This window comes from Plastoroseomonas arctica, from assembly GCF_018128965.1.
In the GTDB taxonomy this organism is placed as follows: Bacteria; Pseudomonadota; Alphaproteobacteria; order Acetobacterales; family Acetobacteraceae; genus Plastoroseomonas; species Plastoroseomonas arctica.
Genome location: NZ_JAAEDH010000014.1, coordinates 20,960 through 36,514, shown reverse-complemented (window position 1 = coordinate 36,514; position 15,555 = coordinate 20,960). Strand labels below are relative to the sequence as shown.

18 protein-coding genes are annotated in these 15,555 nt (G+C 69.0%); 11 read left to right on the top strand and 7 right to left on the bottom strand.

The window, feature by feature from the left end; all coding sequences use genetic code 11:
* Positions 1 to 13: 13 nt before the first annotated feature.
* Together GXW79_RS12965 and GXW79_RS12960 are read left to right on the top strand one after the other, a co-directional pair.
* The gene (locus GXW79_RS12965; protein WP_211874820.1) at positions 14 to 913 is read left to right on the top strand and encodes a DMT family transporter; all 900 of its coding nucleotides are present in this window, start codon (positions 14 to 16) and stop codon (positions 911 to 913) included.
* A 108-nt stretch (positions 914 to 1,021) separates the two neighbouring features.
* Complete coding sequence (locus tag GXW79_RS12960; protein ID WP_211874819.1) at positions 1,022 to 1,810, top strand: DUF2189 domain-containing protein; 789 nt, start codon at positions 1,022 to 1,024, stop codon at positions 1,808 to 1,810.
* A 9-nt stretch (positions 1,811 to 1,819) separates the two neighbouring features.
* Here GXW79_RS12960 and pdxY read toward each other — a convergent pair whose 3' ends face one another.
* Positions 1,820 to 2,674 carry a pyridoxal kinase PdxY gene (gene pdxY / locus GXW79_RS12955; RefSeq protein WP_211874818.1) on the bottom strand — a complete coding sequence of 285 codons (855 nt, stop codon included), beginning with the start codon at positions 2,672 to 2,674 and terminating at the stop codon, positions 1,820 to 1,822.
* A gap of 112 nt (positions 2,675 to 2,786) precedes the next feature.
* On the opposite strand from pdxY, the gene GXW79_RS12950 reads away from it, so the two are divergent.
* The 7 genes from GXW79_RS12950 to GXW79_RS12920 all read left to right on the top strand — a co-directional run bounded on the left by GXW79_RS12950 (position 2,787) and on the right by GXW79_RS12920 (position 8,413).
* Positions 2,787 to 4,094, top strand: coding sequence for an ABC transporter substrate-binding protein (locus GXW79_RS12950; RefSeq protein WP_211874817.1), 1,308 nt, complete (start codon positions 2,787 to 2,789; stop codon positions 4,092 to 4,094).
* Between the two features lie 320 nt (positions 4,095 to 4,414).
* Positions 4,415 to 5,341, top strand: coding sequence for a branched-chain amino acid ABC transporter permease (locus GXW79_RS12945; protein ID WP_211874816.1), 927 nt, complete (start codon positions 4,415 to 4,417; stop codon positions 5,339 to 5,341).
* A 12-nt stretch (positions 5,342 to 5,353) separates the two neighbouring features.
* Entirely contained in the window at positions 5,354 to 6,307 is a 954-nt protein-coding gene (locus GXW79_RS12940; RefSeq protein ID WP_246503975.1) for a branched-chain amino acid ABC transporter permease, read from the top strand.
* Complete coding sequence (locus GXW79_RS12935) at positions 6,304 to 7,059, top strand: ABC transporter ATP-binding protein (RefSeq protein ID WP_211874815.1); 756 nt, start codon at positions 6,304 to 6,306, stop codon at positions 7,057 to 7,059. The genes GXW79_RS12940 and GXW79_RS12935 overlap by 4 nt, the downstream gene beginning before the upstream one ends.
* The gene (locus tag GXW79_RS12930; protein ID WP_211874814.1) at positions 7,052 to 7,702 is read left to right on the top strand and encodes an ABC transporter ATP-binding protein; all 651 of its coding nucleotides are present in this window, start codon (positions 7,052 to 7,054) and stop codon (positions 7,700 to 7,702) included. The genes GXW79_RS12935 and GXW79_RS12930 overlap by 8 nt, the downstream gene beginning before the upstream one ends.
* An 81-nt stretch (positions 7,703 to 7,783) precedes the next feature.
* Positions 7,784 to 8,011, top strand: coding sequence for a 50S ribosomal protein L31 (gene rpmE / locus GXW79_RS12925; protein WP_211874909.1), 228 nt, complete (start codon positions 7,784 to 7,786; stop codon positions 8,009 to 8,011).
* Positions 8,012 to 8,020: 9 nt separating this feature from the next.
* Positions 8,021 to 8,413: a VOC family protein gene (locus GXW79_RS12920; protein WP_211874813.1), complete on the top strand. Its 393-nt coding sequence runs from the start codon at positions 8,021 to 8,023 to the stop codon at positions 8,411 to 8,413.
* A gap of 3 nt (positions 8,414 to 8,416) precedes the next feature.
* On the opposite strand, the gene GXW79_RS12915 is transcribed toward GXW79_RS12920, so the two are convergent.
* Positions 8,417 to 9,163 (bottom strand): DUF2461 domain-containing protein, encoded by a 747-nt coding sequence (locus GXW79_RS12915; protein ID WP_211874812.1) that lies wholly within the window; start codon positions 9,161 to 9,163, stop codon positions 8,417 to 8,419.
* The gene (gene serA, locus GXW79_RS12910) at positions 9,163 to 10,407 is read right to left on the bottom strand and encodes a phosphoglycerate dehydrogenase (protein WP_211874811.1); all 1,245 of its coding nucleotides are present in this window, start codon (positions 10,405 to 10,407) and stop codon (positions 9,163 to 9,165) included. Before serA ends, GXW79_RS12915 begins: the two co-directional genes overlap by 1 nt.
* 98 nt (positions 10,408 to 10,505) lie before the next feature.
* Between serA and GXW79_RS12905 the strand changes: the two genes are divergently transcribed.
* Positions 10,506 to 10,700, top strand: a complete 195-nt coding sequence (locus GXW79_RS12905; protein ID WP_211874810.1) for a hypothetical protein — start codon at positions 10,506 to 10,508, stop codon at positions 10,698 to 10,700.
* Positions 10,701 to 10,707: 7 nt separating this feature from the next.
* Here GXW79_RS12905 and GXW79_RS12900 read toward each other — a convergent pair whose 3' ends face one another.
* Entirely contained in the window at positions 10,708 to 11,148 is a 441-nt protein-coding gene (locus tag GXW79_RS12900) for a GNAT family N-acetyltransferase (RefSeq protein WP_211874809.1), read from the bottom strand.
* Positions 11,145 to 12,377 carry a tyrosine--tRNA ligase gene (gene tyrS / locus GXW79_RS12895; RefSeq protein WP_211874808.1) on the bottom strand — a complete coding sequence of 411 codons (1,233 nt, stop codon included), beginning with the start codon at positions 12,375 to 12,377 and terminating at the stop codon, positions 11,145 to 11,147. The genes GXW79_RS12900 and tyrS overlap by 4 nt, the downstream gene beginning before the upstream one ends.
* 52 nt (positions 12,378 to 12,429) lie before the next feature.
* Here tyrS and GXW79_RS12890 point away from each other — a divergent pair, with 52 nt between their 5' ends.
* Positions 12,430 to 13,521, top strand: a complete 1,092-nt coding sequence (locus GXW79_RS12890; protein WP_211874908.1) for an anhydro-N-acetylmuramic acid kinase — start codon at positions 12,430 to 12,432, stop codon at positions 13,519 to 13,521.
* Between the two features lie 19 nt (positions 13,522 to 13,540).
* Here the strand turns inward: GXW79_RS12890 and GXW79_RS12885 are convergent, their stop codons facing one another.
* Together GXW79_RS12885 and GXW79_RS12880 are read right to left on the bottom strand one after the other, a co-directional pair.
* The gene (locus GXW79_RS12885) at positions 13,541 to 14,344 is read right to left on the bottom strand and encodes a hypothetical protein (protein WP_211874807.1); all 804 of its coding nucleotides are present in this window, start codon (positions 14,342 to 14,344) and stop codon (positions 13,541 to 13,543) included.
* Between the two features lie 248 nt (positions 14,345 to 14,592).
* Positions 14,593 to 15,261 carry an alpha/beta hydrolase gene (locus GXW79_RS12880; RefSeq protein ID WP_211874806.1) on the bottom strand — a complete coding sequence of 223 codons (669 nt, stop codon included), beginning with the start codon at positions 15,259 to 15,261 and terminating at the stop codon, positions 14,593 to 14,595.
* Between the last annotated feature and the right edge of the window lie 294 nt (positions 15,262 to 15,555).

Below are 15,555 nucleotides of genomic sequence, written 5' to 3'. Positions count from 1 at the left end.
GCAAGGTAGGTCCATGTCCGAGAGCGAGTTGCGTTTGGGGGCGGCGCGGCGTCGCGCCATCCTGATGATCCTGGGTGCGGCAGGCGCCTTCGCCGCCGCGGCCGCGATGGTGAAGGCGCTCGATGGCGCGGTGCCGCTCGCGCAGGTCGTGCTCGGGCGCAACCTCTTCGCCATCCCGGCCCTGGTGCCGGTGCTGCTCGCGGCCGGCGGTTGGCGGGCGCTGCGCACGAAATATCCAATGGGCCATGTCTGGCGCTGCATGTTCGGCCTGGGCGGCATGTTCGGTGCCTTCTACGGCTATCAGCATCTCCCGCTCGCCCTCGTCTCGGCGCTGGGCTTCACCATGCCGCTCTTCCTCACCCTGCTCAGCGTGCCGCTGCTGGGCGAGCGGGTCGGCCCGCGCCGCCTGGGTGCGGTGCTAGTGGGGTTCGGTGGCGTGCTGCTGATGGTGCGGCCATGGCAGGGCGAGATGCTCGGCGGCATGCCCGCCATGGCCGCGGTTGTGGGCGCGGCACTCGCCTGGGCGTTGGCGATGATCTCCATCCGCAAGCTCGGCGAGCGGGGCGAATCGGGACCCTCGATCGTGCTGTGGTTCGCGATCGGCTCGGCGATGGTCTCGGGCGCCCTGGCGCTGCCCGGCTGGGTGTGGCCGACCGGGACGCAATGGCTGCTCCTGGTCGGCACCGGGCTGATCTCGGCGCTTGCCCAGGTGCTGATGACGGAGGCCTATCGGCGCGGCGAGCCTTCCCTGATCGCGCCGTTCGAATATTCCGGCATTGTGTGGACCACGGCGCTCGGCGGCCTGCTATGGGGCGAGTTGCCAGATGGGTGGGATTTCGCCGGCATTGCGGTGCTGGTCGGTGCCGGCCTCTATATCTGGCACCGGGAGGTGCGGCTCGGCCTGCGGCGTTGAATACCGCGCGGGCCGACCCTATCGTCTTGAACAATGGTTTGCCGTGACGACAGCGCGGGGACCCGTCCGGCTCACGCAATACGGCGCAAATCGCGAGGGAGTTCGCACATGGTTGACGGCATTGCGGTTGCGCAGGGGGCGACGGTGGCCGAACCCGCCGTGCGCAAGATCGGCATCAACGACCTGTTCGACGCGCTGGGCAAGGGATGGCGGGATTTCCAGGCCGCCCCCACCCAGCTGATCTTCCTCGCCGTCATCTACCCGGTGATTGGCGCCCTCGCGGCGCGCGCGGCCTGGGGCGGGGACCTGATGACACTGTTCTTCCCGCTGGTCTCGGGCTTCGCCCTGATGGGCCCGATCCTCGCACTCGGTGTCTATGAGCTGAGCCGCCGGCGCGAGCAGGGCAAGGAGGTCTCCGCCTTCGATGCGCTCGCCGTGCGCCATTCGGCCGCACTCCCCTCGATCCTTGTGCTCGGCCTGGTGCTGGTGGTGCTGTTCATCGCCTGGGTGGTCGCCGCGCGGGTGATCCTGCACGCGACGCTCGGCAGCGGCGCCTTCGCCCACCCGATGGATTTCCTCGCCCGTGTCTTCGGCACGAGCGAGGGCTGGGAGCTGATCATCATCGGCCACACCGTCGGCGCGATCTTCGCCACCATCGTCCTTGCGGTCACCGTGGTGAGCTTCCCGCTGCTGCTCGACCGCAACCCGGGCCTGGGTGTGGCGGTGCGCACTTCGCTGCGCGCCGTGGCCGCGAACCCGGTCACGATGGCAATCTGGGGCGTGATCATCGCTGCACTGCTGATCGCCGGCAGTGCAACGCTGTTCGTGGGACTGGCCGTCGCGATGCCGGTGCTCGGGCATGCGACGTGGCATCTGTATCGCCACGTTGTGGTGTAAGGCGCGCGATCAGCAGGGCAGTGCGGGGAACAGCGTCGAGGGTGTGACCCACTCCTGCTGCGCGGTCACGGTCTGCAACTCGCGCGCGCCTGCCGCCGACGTCGCGGCCAGTATGCCGTGCAGCGAAGACCCGCTCGCCGACAGCGCCTGCGCGACGTCGGCGCCGGCCAGCGTGTGGAACAGGAACAGCGCGGCGATGGCATCGCCCGCGCCGTTGACGTTCAGCGGCAACCGCGGCGTGCGCAGACGATGAAAAACACCGGCCTCCATCGCCAGCAAATCCATCGCGTCCGCGGGCGTGTCGTCGGTGCGCAGGCTGGTCAGCAGCAGCCGCTTCGGACCGCGCGCTGCGAGTGATGTCAGCGCCGCCTTCGCGTCATCGAGCGTGACGATGCGCGCGCCGGTGAGCCATTCCAGCTCGAACTGGTTCGGTGTGGCGAGGTCGGCGGCCGGCAGCGCGTGGTCGCGGATGAATTCGGGAATGCCGGGGCGCACGTAGATGCCCGTATCGGTGTCGCCCAGCACCGGGTCGCAGCACCAGATCGCGCGCGGGTTCGCCGCCTTGACCAGCGCCGCGGCGTCGCGGATCGCAGCACCGATCGCCGGGCTGCCCATGTAGCCCGACAGCACCGCGTCGCACTGTCCCAGCACGCCGCGCTCCGCGATGCCCTGCACGCAATCGCGGATCAGCGCGTCGGAGAACACCTCGCCGCGCCAGGCGCCATAGCCGGTGTGGTTAGAGAACTGCACCGTGTTGACCGCCCAGACCTCGGCGCCGAGGCGCTGCAGCGGGAACACCGCGCTGGCGTTTCCGACATGGCCATAGGCGACCCAGGACTGGATCGAGAGAATGGAGACAGGCATGCGCGCAACCTAGTGTTCGCGTAGGGTTCGCGGCAAATCTTCGCCCTTCCCAGCGCGGGCGGGCGCAGTCATGCTCCCGGCCAAGAACGAAAACGCTCGGAGGGAACAGGTCATGACCAACGGAATCACGCGCCGTGCGGCGCTGCTCGCCGCAGGCTTCTGCGGCGTCGTCCTGCCGAACACGCTTTCCGCCCAGGCGGTGCCGAAGCCCGCCGAATTGAAGGTCGGCATCACCACCTTCCTCTCCGGCCCCGCCTCGGTCTTCGGCGTGCCCGGACAGCGCGCGGCGCAATGGCTGTTCGACGAGGTGAACCGCGAGGGCGGCATCGGCGGCGTGCCCGTCCGCCCGCTCTTCGTCGATGAAGGCCCGGGGACCGAACACCTGGTCGGCGAGTTCCGCCGCTTGGTGCAGAGCGAGGGCGTGCACGTCATGTTCGCCTCCATCTCCTCGGGCTCCTGCCTCGCCTGCACGCCACTCTCCGACGAGCTACGCAAGACGACGATCCTGTGGGATTGCGGCACCCAGCGCAGTTTCGAGGACGCCAGCCACCCCTTCGCCTTCCGCACCCAGGGCTACGGCACGCCCGAACTGATGGCGCCGCTGCTGTACCTGCTCAAGCACAAGCCCGACTTCCGCTCGATCGCGGTGATCAACCAGGACTACGCCTGGGGCCGCGATTCCTGGGAGCTGTGGAAGACCGCGATGGACGCGCTCAAGCCCGGCGTGCGCGTGGTGGCGGAGATGTTCCCGCGCTTCAACAGCACCGATTTCTCGACCGAGATCACCCGCCTGCTCGCACTCCGCCCCGATGTCGTGCTCTCCACCTCCTGGGGCGGGGAACTGACCACGCTGATCCGCCAGGCGACGGAACGCCGGCTGTTCGAGCGCTCGCTGTTCGTGATGCCGGTCTCCGAACCCTCCATGCCCGCGCTCGGGCGCGCGATGCCCGTCGGGCACATCATCGGCGCGCGCGGCGACCACTGGATCAACCACCCCGCACCGCGCGACCGCGCCGCGTTCGACCGCTTCGTCGAAGGCTATCGCACCCGGTTCAACGAATACCCGATCTACCCCGTGCACCACATGGCCCAGGCGGTCTGGGCGCTGCGCGCCGCCTACGCGAAGGCCATCGAGGCGAAGTCCGGCGGGTGGCCCAACGACCAGGAACTGGCCGCCGCCTTCCGCGGGCTGACCTTCCCCACGCCCACCGCCTCCATCACGCTGCGCTCCGACGGGCAGGGCCTCGAGGAACAGATCGTCGGGCTGTCCTCGCACGGCGAACGCTACCCCTACGCCGTGCCCGAGAGGATGTTGCGCTACAACCCCGAAGAGATCAGCACACCCGTCGGACAGAAAAGCACCGACTGGCTGAAGACCCTCACGCCCGGCATGGAGAACCGCGTGGGCGTGGCCATCTGAGCCGTGATCACGGATGACAGGCCAGGGGGCGCTGCCCCCTGGACCCCCGCCGGAGATCGCGCCGATCCCCGGGCCCCTGCATGTGTTGGTCCTGGTTCTGGAAGGTGGGCTCTGGACTTTTATCAGGGCCTGTCATCGGGAGAGGGTGGCCGGCCTGCGCTCACCAGTGGGCAGCGCCCCTCCGGCCACCCTCTCCCGATGACAGGCATTCCGGACAACGACCCAGAACCACCCTCCCAATCCCAGGAACCAACAGATGGAGTTCGAGGATCGACACGATCCTCGCGGGGTCCAGGGGCAGCGCCCCTGGCCTTTCTTCCATGATCACCTGGTTCGATGAGAACGGCCTGCTGCTGGGCCTCGCCTTGCTTGATGGGCTTGCCTATGCGGCGTTGGTGTTCATGGTTTCGGTGGGTTTGAATCTGGTGTTTGGGGTGTTGCGCGTTTTGAACGTCGCGCATGGGTCGTTCTATGCGATCGGGGCTTATGCGGCGGCGAGTTTGGGGGGGGTGGCTGGGTTGCCGTTATGGGCGTGTCTGCCGGTGTTGTTGGCGGCGGCGGTGCTGGTGGGGTTGGTGTTGGGGCCGGTGATCGAGCGGGGGTTGTTGCGCCGGATCTATGGCGAGGAGCCGGTGATCCAGCTGTTGGTGACCTTCGCATTGTTCATGGTGTTGGAGGATGCGCAGAAGCTCATCTGGGGCGTGCAACCCGTGAGCAATGACGTGGCGGTGCGGTGGTTGGGGACGGTGGATGTGCCCTTCGCCGGCGATGTGATCCCGTTCACGGCCTATCAGTTGTTTCTGTTGCCTGGGGTGGCGGTGGCGACGCTGGTGGGGCTGGCGTGGTTCCTGCGGCGCACGCTGACGGGGCGGGTGATCGTGGCGGTGACGGTGGACCGCGAGGCGGCCACGGCGATGGGGATCGATGCGAAGAAGGTGTTCCTGCTGACCTTCACGGCGGGGGCGGTGCTGGCGGCGCTGGGTGGGGCGCTGGCGTCGCCGACGACGTCGTTGGTGCCGGGGATCGGGGCGCAGACGATCGTGCTGTCGTTTGCGGTTATCGCGACGGCGGGGCTGGGACAGATCGAGGGGGCGGCGCTGACGGCGCTGTTGATAGGGTTGGGGCGGTCGGTGGCGGTGTATTTCGCGCCGGAGCTGGAAGTGGTGGTGCCCTACCTGATCATGGTGGCGGTGCTGCTGGTCCGGCCGCAGGGGCTGTTTGGCGCCGCGGAGGCCCGGCGTGTTTGATCGGACGCGCGCATGAGGCAGTCGGGCATGCGGCGGGCGGAGCCGTGGCTGGCGCTGGCGGGTGCTGCGGCGCTGGTGGTGGTGGCGGTGGCCGCACCTTGGCTGCGCTTCATCCTGACGCTTGCGCTGGCGAAGGGCATTGCGGTGCTGGGCATTCTGCTGCTGCTGCGCGCGGGGCAGGTGAGTTTCGGGCATGCGATGTATGCGGCGATCGGCGCCTATGTGGTGGCGTTTGCCGCGCCCTCGATGGGGGATGTGCTGGTGCTGCTGCCGCTGGCGATGCTCGCGGCTGGTGTGGTGGGGCTGGTGATCGGCGTGTTCATCACGCGCTATCGCGAGATTTTCTTCTCGATGCTGAACCTGGCACTCAGCATGGTGCTGTATTCGCTGCTGGAGAAATTCTACGCCATCACGAAGGGGTCGGACGGCATTCGCGTGGCACCGTTGCGCATCGCGGGGATGGCGATGGACGGGCCGATGGCGGCGTGGGTGATGTTCGCAACCGCGATGGTGGTGGCGGCCATGTTCTGGTGGGTGGCGCGGCGCTACCTGGTCTCGCCGATGGGCGAGGCGCTGGCTGGCATCAAGACGCGCGAGACCAGGTTGGAATTCATGGGCGTCTCGGCGCGCGGCGTGCTGCTCGTGGCCTATGTGCTCTCCGCGCTGATGGCGGGGGCGGCGGGGGCGATCATCGCGATGACAACGCGGCATGTGACGCCGTTGCTCGCCTATTGGACCAGTTCGGGCGAGCTGGTGTTCATCGCGATCCTGGGTGGCGCAGGCGGCGTGCTGGGGCCGTTCCTGGGGGCGGTGACCTATGAGCTGATCCGGGTTTATGCGGCCGCGGCGTTTGCCGACATCTGGCAGATGGCGCTGGGGCTGGCGCTGCTCGGCGTGATCCTGTTCGCGCCGGGTGGCGTGTGGGGCGTGATCGCGGGGCTGTTGCGCCGGGCGCGCGTCACGTGAGCGTGCTGCTGGAGGCGCGCGGGCTGCGTCTCGCTTTCGGCGGCGTGAAGGCCGCCGATGGCATCGATCTCGCGGTGATGCGCGGGGAGTTCCTCGCCATCATCGGTCCCAACGGCGCGGGCAAGACGACCTTCATCAACATGACCACGGGCTATCTGCGGCCGCAGGGCGGGTCCATCCATTATGATGGCGAGGAGATCACCGGCCTCGCGCCGCGGGCGATCGTGAAGCGAGGCATCGGGCGCAGCTTCCAGCTGCCGCAATTGTTCACCGAGCACACCGTGCTGCAGAACGCGGCCCTCGCCATCGCGGCGCGGCGCGGCGTGTGGCAACCCTTCGCGCCGCTGCTCTCGGTGGGGGTGATCGACGAGGCGCGCGAATTGCTGAGTCGGTTTGGCCTCGACGGAATCCGCGAAAGCCGTGCCGACACACTGAACGAGGGCGCGCGCAAGCTCGCCGATATCGCGATGGCGGTCGCACTGCGGCCGCGGCTGCTGCTGATGGACGAGCCGACCTCGGGGGTCGCGGCGTCGGAGAAGATGGCGGTGGTGGAGACGCTGGCGCGCGTGCTGCGCGAGGCGGAGGTGACGGCGGTGTTCGTCGAGCACGACATGGATGTGGTGGAGCGCTTCTCCGACCGCGTGGCGGTGTGGTCGCAGGGGCGTATCCTGGCCCTGGGTCCGCCCGGGGAGGTGCTGCGCGACCCCGAGGTTCTGCGCGAGGTCATTGGCGTGGCCGCTCCTCATGCTTGAGCTGGAACAGGTCTCCGTCGCCATCGCCGGCGCGCCCGTGCTGCGCGGCGTCACGCTGCACGTTCCCGCCGGCGGGCGCGTCGCACTCATCGGGCGCAACGGCGCGGGCAAGACCACCTCGCTCCGCACCTTGATGGGCCTGCTCACGCCGAGCGCCGGGCGCGTGCGCATCGCCGGAGAGGATGCCGCGAAGCTGCCCGCGCATCACCGTGCGCGCCTGGGCATCGGCTACGCGCCGGAGGAGCGGCGCCTGTTCGGCACCTTCTCCGTGCGCGAGAACATGGTGCTGCCCGCCGAGGTTCTGCGCCTCGACAACGCCGAGATCCGCCGCCGCCTGGACCTGGTGTTCGGGCTGCTGCCGGAGCTGGTGGCCCTCGCCCCTCGGCGCGCGGGGGGGCTGTCAGGCGGGCAGGGCAAGATGGTCGCGCTCGGCCGCGCGCTGATGGTGGGTGTCCGCGCCGTGATGCTGGACGAGCCCTTCCAGGGTCTCGCGCCGGCCTTGGCGCTGCGGTACGCCGAGGCGCTCAAGCGCCTGCGCGACGCGCTGCCGGAGCTCGCGATCCTCATCACCGAGAGCAATCCGGAACTGCTGCGCCCGCTGGTCGAGGCCACCTTCGTGATCGAACGCGGCGAGATTGCGTGAGGCGGGGGTATCGCCTATAGGGGGCGGCTTCGCGGCCGGTCGGACATCGGCGGCGCCATGATGCATACCGAGAGCAGCACGATGAAGCCCGACATCCACCCCGACTACCACGAGATCAAGGTCGTGATGACCGATGGCACCGAATACATGACGCGTTCCTGCCACGGCAAGGCGGGCGACGTGATCCGGTTGGACATTGACCCCAAGACCCACCCGGCCTGGACCGGCGTGCAGCGCGTGATGGACACCGGCGGCCAGATCGCGAAGTTCAACAAGAAGTTCGCCTCGATCGGCATCCGCAAGGGCTGAAGTGCGGGCGTGACGCTCGGCGGCATCGGCAATCTCGACCACACGGTCCTGCTCTGCCGCAAGCTGCCCGAGACGCGCGCCTTCTACCGCGACGTGATGCGCTTCCCGATTGTGACCGACCGCGAGAGCTGGGTCAGCTTTCGCGTCGGCGCAGCGCTGCTCTCGCTGCGCCCGCGCGGCACATGGAGCGTGTGCGATGATGGCGCGCTCGACCCTGGATCGGCGGCGGTGCAACTCGCCTTCCGCGTCGCACCCCCGGCCGTCGAGGCCTGCCATGCCGAGCTGATCGCCGCGGGCGTGCCGATCCTGCGCGGCCCGACTGACCTGCCGCAGTGGGGTCACCGCACCCTGTTCTTCCGCGATCCCGAAGACAACATCCTCGAGATCTACGCGGAGTACTGAGCCTCAGTCCTTCGCGGGCGGGTTCGCGCCGGCGCGTCGGATCGCCGTCGGCACCAGGCCATGCAGGGCGCGTGCGCCGAAGCGCAGCAGCGGCATCCCGGCCTGCGCGAAGGCGAGCACATCCTTCACCAGCGCGGGCTTTCCCATCCGCGCCGGCGCGATGCGGCGGCGGATGGTGTAATGCCGGCGCTTGAGGTCGTCCGCGATCGGGGTGTCCGCGAAGCCCTCGAACCCCTTGGGCATGCGTTGCAGCGGGTCGCCGGCCTCGAGCGTCAGCTTCGCCTTGCGCAGATCCGCCACTGTCATGCCCCACTCCTCCGGCGCCTCCGCGATCGCGTCGCGAAAGGCCGCGAGCTCGGCCGGCGGCGGCATGTAGAACCCGAGCCCCATGAACGGCCCGTTGTCGCCGCCGAGCTGGATGTAGAGCATGTGCAGCGTGCCACGCGTGCCGTCGCGCGTGAGCACGATGCCCGCATGGGTCTTGTAGGGCGCCTTGTCGGCGGAGAACCTGGTGTCGCGGTGCAGCCGGAACACCGACTTCCGCGGGTCGCCGCGCAGCGGCAGATCGTGCACGGCGAAGGCGAGGTTCAGGCTCTCGATCAGTGCGGCAGCCGGTGCGAGGATCGCGCACTCATGGCGCGTCTTGTTCGCCAGATACCAGGCACGGTTGTTGTTGGCCGCGAGCTCGAGGAGGAAGGCGTCGGCATCGGCGGGGAAGCCCGCGAAGCCGCCGCGTTCCGCCGCGGGCATCAGTTCCGCTCGTAGATCAGCCGCGCGCGCAGCGAGCCGGGCAGGGCGCGCAGCTCGGCCAGGATGGCCTCGGCCTCGTTGCGCGCCTCGGCGCTGTCGACCACGACATAGCCCATCTCGTTGGCGGTCTGGAGGAACTGGGCCGAGATGTTCAGCCCGCGCTTGGCGAAAACCTCGTTGATGCGCGACAGCATCCCCGGCGTGTCGCGGTGCAGGTGGGTCCAGCGCGCGCCGGTCGGACGGGCGGGAAGCTGCACGTTGGGGAAGTTGACCGCGCCGAGCGTGGTGCCGGTGTCGCTGTATTCCGCGAGTTTCTTGGCCACTTCCTCGCCGATGCGCTCCTGCGCCTCGCCGGTGCTGCCGCCGATATGCGGTGTCAGGATCACGTTGGGGATGCCCTGCAGCGGCGTCACGAAGGCCTCGCCGTTGCGCGACGGCTCGACGGGGAAGACATCGACCGCCGCACCCAGCAGGTCGCCACGCCGGAGTGCCGCGGCCAGCGCGTCGAGGTCGATGACCGTGCCGCGCGCATTGTTCACCACCACCGCGCCGCGCTTCATCTGGGCGATCTCGCGCGCGCCGATCATGCCGACCGTGTCGGTGGTCTCGGGCACATGGATGGTAATGGCGTCCGAGTTCGCCAGCAGGTCGGCGAGCGAGCTCGCCTGGCGCGCGTTGCCGTGCGGCAGCTTGGCGGTGTGGTCATGGTAGAGCACGCGCATGCCGAAGCCCTCGGCGAGCACCGAAAGCTGGCTGCCGATATTGCCGTAGCCGATGATCCCGAGCGTCTTGCCGCGCATCTCCCAGGAATTGGCGGACGACTTGTCCCACCCGCCGGCGTGCGCCGAGGCTGATTTGGGGAAGATGCCGCGCATCAGCATCACGATCTCGCCCAGCGTCAGTTCGGCGACGGAGCGGGTGTTGGAGAACGGCGCGTTGAACACCGCGATGCCGCGCCGCTGCGCCGCCTCGAGGTCCACCTGGTTGGTGCCGATGCAGAAGCAGCCCACCGCAATCAGGCGGTCGGCGGCGGCGAAGACTTCCTCGGTCAACTGCGAGCGGCTGCGGATGCCGAGGATGTGCACGCCCTTGACGGCCTCGCGCAGCGCTTCGCCGTCGAGTGCCTTGGGGATCCGTGTCACGTTCTCGTAGCCTGCGCCTGCGAGGAGCGCGACGCCGCTGTCGGCGACGCCTTCCAGCAGCAGGATGCGGATCTTGTCCTTGGATAGCGAGATGCGGTTCATGCGTTGCTCTGTGCACAAGGGCCGGGCGCGGTGCAAGCGGGTTGCCTGCGGGGCTGGTCTGAGATTAAAATTCGGACATGTTTGGTGGGATTCGAGTGATGGGTAAGCGGAAGCGGGCATCGCCCTTGCTGGCGGGTCTTTTGGAGATGACGGCAGGCGAGCCGGTCGCAAGGCAGGCCCTGGCGCGCGCCGTGACGCTCGGCGCCAAGCTGCGCATGGGCGAGCGCGCGGTGGCGCTGTTCGCCCTCTCCCTGATCGAGGCGGCGCGGCGGGCGGGCCCCCGACCGGCCTGAGCCATGCTCAGAGTTGCTTGGCGAAGAAGACCCGGTCGAAGCCGTCCTCATGGCGCCGCCCGACCTCGGCGTAGCCCAGGCGCGGATAGAGCGCGAGGTTCCGCTTCATCCTGGCGTTGGTGTAGAGGCGCACTTCGGGGAACCCGGCATGCCTCGCCACCGCCTCGCAGAACGCGATCAGTGACTTACCGATGCCCTGTCCGACTGACGCGGGATCCACCGCGACATTTTCCAGCAGCATGTGGTCCGCCTCGGGGCAGAACACGATGAAGCCCTGAAGCGCATCGCCTGCAACGGCAACGTGCACGATGCCAAGCGCGATCTGCGCGGCGAAGTCAGCGACCATCGGGGCGGGTTCGCGCCCGATCGCGGCGACATATGGCCGGTAGGCGGCATCGGCACAGGCGCGGATGGCGGCTGCGTCGGCCGCCACCGCCATGCGGATCATGCGCTCACGCGCACCAGCACGTGCCGCTTCTTGCCCAGCGAGAGGGTCAACGTGCCGTCGCGCAGATCGGTCTCGGCCAGCCCATGCGCCGCGTCCTCCAGCGCCGTGCCGTTCAGCGCGATGCCGCGCCCGGCGATCAGGCGCCGTCCCTCGCCCTTGCTGGCGGTGAAGCCGGCCTGGATCAGCAGGTCGACGATCGGCGTGCCGAGTGCGGCGCTGATCGAGGGCAGGTCCGCGCTGGCCGCGGCACCCTGGACGAAGGTGCGGTGCGCGGTCTCGGCGGCCTGGGTGGCGGCGTCGCGGCCGTGGAGCAGGGCGGTCGCCTCGGTGGCCAGGATTTTCTTGGCCTCGTTCACCTCGGCCCCGCCCAGGGCGGCGAGGCGGGCGATCTCATCGAGCGGCAGCTCCGTGAACAGCAGCAGGAAGCGGCCGACATCGGCGTCTTCCGTGTTGCGCCAGAACTGCCAGTAGTCGTATGGGCTGACGCGCTCGGCGTTCAGCCACACCGCGCCGGCCGCGGTCTTGCCCATCTTCGCCCCCGAGGCTGTGGTGAGCAGCGGGGTGGTGAGCGCGTGCGCCTCCCCACCCGTGACGCGCCGGATCAGGTCGGCGCCGAGCACGATGTTTCCCCACTGGTCGGACCCGCCCATCTGCAGCGCGATGCCGTGCCGGCGGTGCAGTTCGAGGAAGTCGTAGCTCTGCAGCAGCATGTAGTTGAATTCGAGGAAGGAGAGGTTCTGCTCGCGCTCCAGCCGCAGCTTCACGGAATCCATCGACAACATGCGGTTGACCGAGAAATGCCGCCCCACCTCGCGCAGGAAGGGCACGTAGTGCAGCGCGTCCAGCCATTCCGCGTTGTCGAGCATCATGGCGTCGGTGGGGCCCTCGCCGAAGCTGAGGAAGGCGTCGAACACGCGCCGGATGCCGGCCTTGTTCACCTCGATCTGGGCATCGTCGAGCAGCGGGCGGGCCTCGTCACGGAAGGAGGGGTCGCCCACCTTCGTCGTGCCCCCGCCCATCAGCACCACCGGTTTGTGCCCGGTGCGCTGCATCAGCCGCAGCAGCATGATCTGCACCAGTGAGCCGACATGGAGGCTGTCGGCCGTCGCGTCGAAGCCGATATAGCCCGGCAGCGGGCCGAGCTTCAGCCGCGCGGCGAGCGCAGCCTCGTCAGTGGTCTGGTGAATGAAGCCGCGGGCGCGCGCTTCGTTGAGAAAATCTGCCGGCATGGGTGCTCTGGGGCTTTCGTCGGATGGGCGGGGCTAGCACACTCCCAAAATGCTGAGAACCATTGGGCTGATGAGCGGCACCTCGCTCGACGGCGTGGACGCCGCGGTGGTGGACACGGACGGCGAGCGCATCGGCGGCTTCGGCAAGCGCGTAACGCTGCCCTACGCGCCGGCGCTGCGCCGCGACCTGCGCGCGCTGCTCGACCGCGCCCAGGCAGGCCTCGCGCCCGATGACCCCGCGCTGGATGATGCGGAGCGGCGGCTGACCGAGGTGCATGCCGAAGCGGTGGCGGCCCTTGGCGTCACTGCGGACCTGATCGGCTTCCACGGCCAGACAATCCTGCACCGGCCCCCGGGCGCGGCGGGGGAAGTCGGGCTCACCTGGCAGATCGGCGATGCGGACCTCCTCGCGCGGCTGACGGGCGTGCGGGTCGCGCATGATTTCCGCTCCGCCGACGTCGCGGCCGGCGGCCAGGGCGCGCCGCTGGTCCCGGTGTTCCATGCGGTGCTGGCCGAGGCGCTGCCCAAGCCGCTCGCGGTGCTGAACCTGGGCGGGGTGGCGAACCTCACCTTCATGGGGCGCGATGGCGGGCTGGTCGCCTTCGACACCGGGCCGGCGAACGGGCCGCTCGATGACTGGGTGCGCGAGCATACCGGGCAACCGCACGACGAGAGCGGCCGCCTCGCGCTGGCCGGGACGGCCGATGCCGACGTGCTGGGAGAGTTGCTGACCCATCCCTATCTGTCAGCGCCGCCCCCCAAATCCCTGGACCGCTTGGATTTTCAGCGCAGCCTGGCGGGGTCCAGACTCGCCACTCTGAGCCCGCCCGACGGTGCGGCGACCCTCGTCGCCCTCGCGGCCCACTGCGTGGCAGCCGCCGGACGGCTGCTGCCGGAGCCACCGCTGCGATGGCTGGTCGCCGGTGGCGGGCGGCTCAACCCCGCGATCATGCGCGCGCTCGCGACGTTGCTGGACGCACCGGTGCATCCGGTCGAGGCGGTGGGCTGGGACGGCGACGCGCTGGAAGCCCAGGCGTTCGGCGTGCTCGCCGCGCGGGTGGTGCGCGGCCTGCCGCTCAGCTTCCCGGGCACGACGGGCGTGGCGCGGCCTTGGCCAGGCGGTCGCCTGACGGGCGCCGCCTGATGCCTTCCGCGCGCCTCGTTCAGCGGGCGCGGGCGCGCCGGATGCCTTCGGCCTCGATCTGCGAGGAGATCGCCGTGTCGGACAGGGCCGAGAAGCTGGCCGGCCGCCCATAGCGAAGCAACTGCGCCGCCGAGCGCCAGTTCTGTGCCGACCGCTCCAGGAGCTGCAGGTAGTTCGCCAGCAGACGTCGCTCATCTTCCAGCCGCCGCAGCGCATTGGCCTGCCCGGCGACGGTACGGCCGCGGGCCATCATCTGGTCCGCCTGGTCGCGGAAGAAGGCCGTGGGCGATGCCCGGAGCGCGGCGATCAGGGACTCCGTGGCCGCCTCATTCGCTAGCAGCAGCGCCCGCAGGCTCGCCGGCATGTCGGAGGCGATGAGCCCCGCCGCCATCGGCCGCAGCCCCTGCACGGCGGTGTCATAGCCGACGGGACGGAAGATTTCGCCACCCGGGCCATTCGCGGCGGAGTTCAGCGCGGTGAGGTCCGACACCAGCCGGCCGAGCCGCGCTTCGCGCTCCGCGCCGGAGGTCTGTTCGGCCAGGGCCACCATCAGCAGCGCCTGCGAATTCACCGTCGCCAGGCCCCGGCGCAGCCGGGCGGTGCCGGGCGGGTCGCCGACCGAGCCGCGGACGGTCACGTCGTCGGGGCAGAAATCGCGGATCGCGCTTCGCGTCGTACTGCCGATGAAGCAGGGGCGGCCCGAAGCCGTGCCGCCGCGCTGCGCGGCGAGTGCCGAAGTCGCAATCTCACGCTCGGAATTGGCGAGTTCGTCGAGCACACCGGCCGAGGTCGTGTCGATGGCGGTGGCTGACTCACGGAACATGCGGCCCTCGGGGACCGTCCCTTCCATGCAGCCTGTCAACAAAAAGCCCATCAGAAAAACGGAAGCGCGCTTCTTGTTCACGAACTGCATTGTCGATCTGCCATCTATTGGTGCAGTCGACTCGGATAACGGAATGTTGACGGCCCGGCAATCGGGTAAAAGCTCTTAAAAATCTGATGTGTCGCCGACTGAGAGACTGCCGGCGCCATCACGCCGGCTCACGCGGTTGTGGGCCGGCGCAGCGCGGATCAATCCGCGGCGAGCGCCATCTTGCGGCGGTTCAGGATGCCCATGACGTGGTCGTCTACGGCGATTCCGATCTGAACCGTGCCTTCGGGGGTGAAGACATGGCCCTCGCCCGGCTGCACGCGGTAGTCGAGCTTGATGCCCTTCTGCAGGTTCAGCTTGTCGACTAGCTTGCGGACGGAGGCCTCGGGAACGAGCTCGTCATCGGCGCCGTGGAACATCAGCCCGTTGCAAGGGCAGGGGGCCAGGAAGCCGAAATCATAATGGCTCGCCGGCGGGCTGATGGACACGAAGCCGCCCATCTCCGGCCGGCGCATCAGCAGCTGCATGCCGACGAAGGCGCCGAAGGAATAGCCGCCGACCCAGAGCGAGGACGCTGCCGGGTTGACCGCCTGGAGGAAATCGAGGCCGGCCGCCGCGTCGGAGATCTCGCCGATGCCACCATCGTAGCGGCCCTGGCTCTTGCCGACGCCACGAAAGTTGAAGCGCAGCGTGGAGAAGCCCATCGCCTGGAAGCGCTGGTACAGGCAGTGCACCACCCTGTTGTTCATGGTGCCGCCGTGCAGCGGGTGGGGGTGCAGGATCAGGGCGACGGGGGCATTGGGGCGCTTGGCATGGTGGTAACGGCCTTCGAGACGGCCTTCAGGGCCGGCGAACATGACTTCTGGCATTGCGCTCATGCTTCCTATGGTTTTGGGCATTCGGGCCTGGGCCCGCATGCCGGTTTTGCTGGCCACCCAGGGGGCGGCGCCGGGGGGAACAATCGAGGTATGCGCCGAAGCGCGGAAGGTTGACCAATCCAGTCGGGAATTATATCGTTGTGGATGACTGCATTCACAGCACGGCAGCCGATGACCGTCAGGCCAGGGCTCAGGGTAGGTGGGCGGGGCTCGGGACGGCCGGCTGGACCGCGGAATTTTTGCTGGCTTCGATCCTTTCGGCAGGGCGCCCCAGGTGCGAGGGGC

Bases quoted from the DNA above. Each gene is read 5' to 3' on its own strand.
- GXW79_RS12965 (WP_211874820.1), top strand. From the start codon at position 14: ATGTCCGAGAGCGAGTTGCGTTTGGGGGCGGCGCGGCGTCGCGCCATC.
- GXW79_RS12960 (WP_211874819.1), top strand. From the start codon at position 1,022: ATGGTTGACGGCATTGCGGTTGCGCAGGGGGCGACGGTGGCCGAACCC.
- pdxY (WP_211874818.1), bottom strand. From the start codon at position 2,674: ATGCCTGTCTCCATTCTCTCGATCCAGTCCTGGGTCGCCTATGGCCAT.
- GXW79_RS12950 (WP_211874817.1), top strand. From the start codon at position 2,787: ATGACCAACGGAATCACGCGCCGTGCGGCGCTGCTCGCCGCAGGCTTC.
- GXW79_RS12945 (WP_211874816.1), top strand. From the start codon at position 4,415: ATGATCACCTGGTTCGATGAGAACGGCCTGCTGCTGGGCCTCGCCTTG.
- GXW79_RS12940 (WP_246503975.1), top strand. From the start codon at position 5,354: ATGAGGCAGTCGGGCATGCGGCGGGCGGAGCCGTGGCTGGCGCTGGCG.
- GXW79_RS12930 (WP_211874814.1), top strand. From the start codon at position 7,052: ATGCTTGAGCTGGAACAGGTCTCCGTCGCCATCGCCGGCGCGCCCGTG.
- rpmE (WP_211874909.1), top strand. From the start codon at position 7,784: ATGAAGCCCGACATCCACCCCGACTACCACGAGATCAAGGTCGTGATG.
- GXW79_RS12915 (WP_211874812.1), bottom strand. From the start codon at position 9,163: ATGCCCGCGGCGGAACGCGGCGGCTTCGCGGGCTTCCCCGCCGATGCC.
- serA (WP_211874811.1), bottom strand. From the start codon at position 10,407: ATGAACCGCATCTCGCTATCCAAGGACAAGATCCGCATCCTGCTGCTG.
- GXW79_RS12905 (WP_211874810.1), top strand. From the start codon at position 10,506: ATGGGTAAGCGGAAGCGGGCATCGCCCTTGCTGGCGGGTCTTTTGGAG.
- GXW79_RS12900 (WP_211874809.1), bottom strand. From the start codon at position 11,148: ATGATCCGCATGGCGGTGGCGGCCGACGCAGCCGCCATCCGCGCCTGT.
- tyrS (WP_211874808.1), bottom strand. From the start codon at position 12,377: ATGCCGGCAGATTTTCTCAACGAAGCGCGCGCCCGCGGCTTCATTCAC.
- GXW79_RS12885 (WP_211874807.1), bottom strand. From the start codon at position 14,344: ATGTTCCGTGAGTCAGCCACCGCCATCGACACGACCTCGGCCGGTGTG.
- GXW79_RS12880 (WP_211874806.1), bottom strand. From the start codon at position 15,261: ATGCCAGAAGTCATGTTCGCCGGCCCTGAAGGCCGTCTCGAAGGCCGT.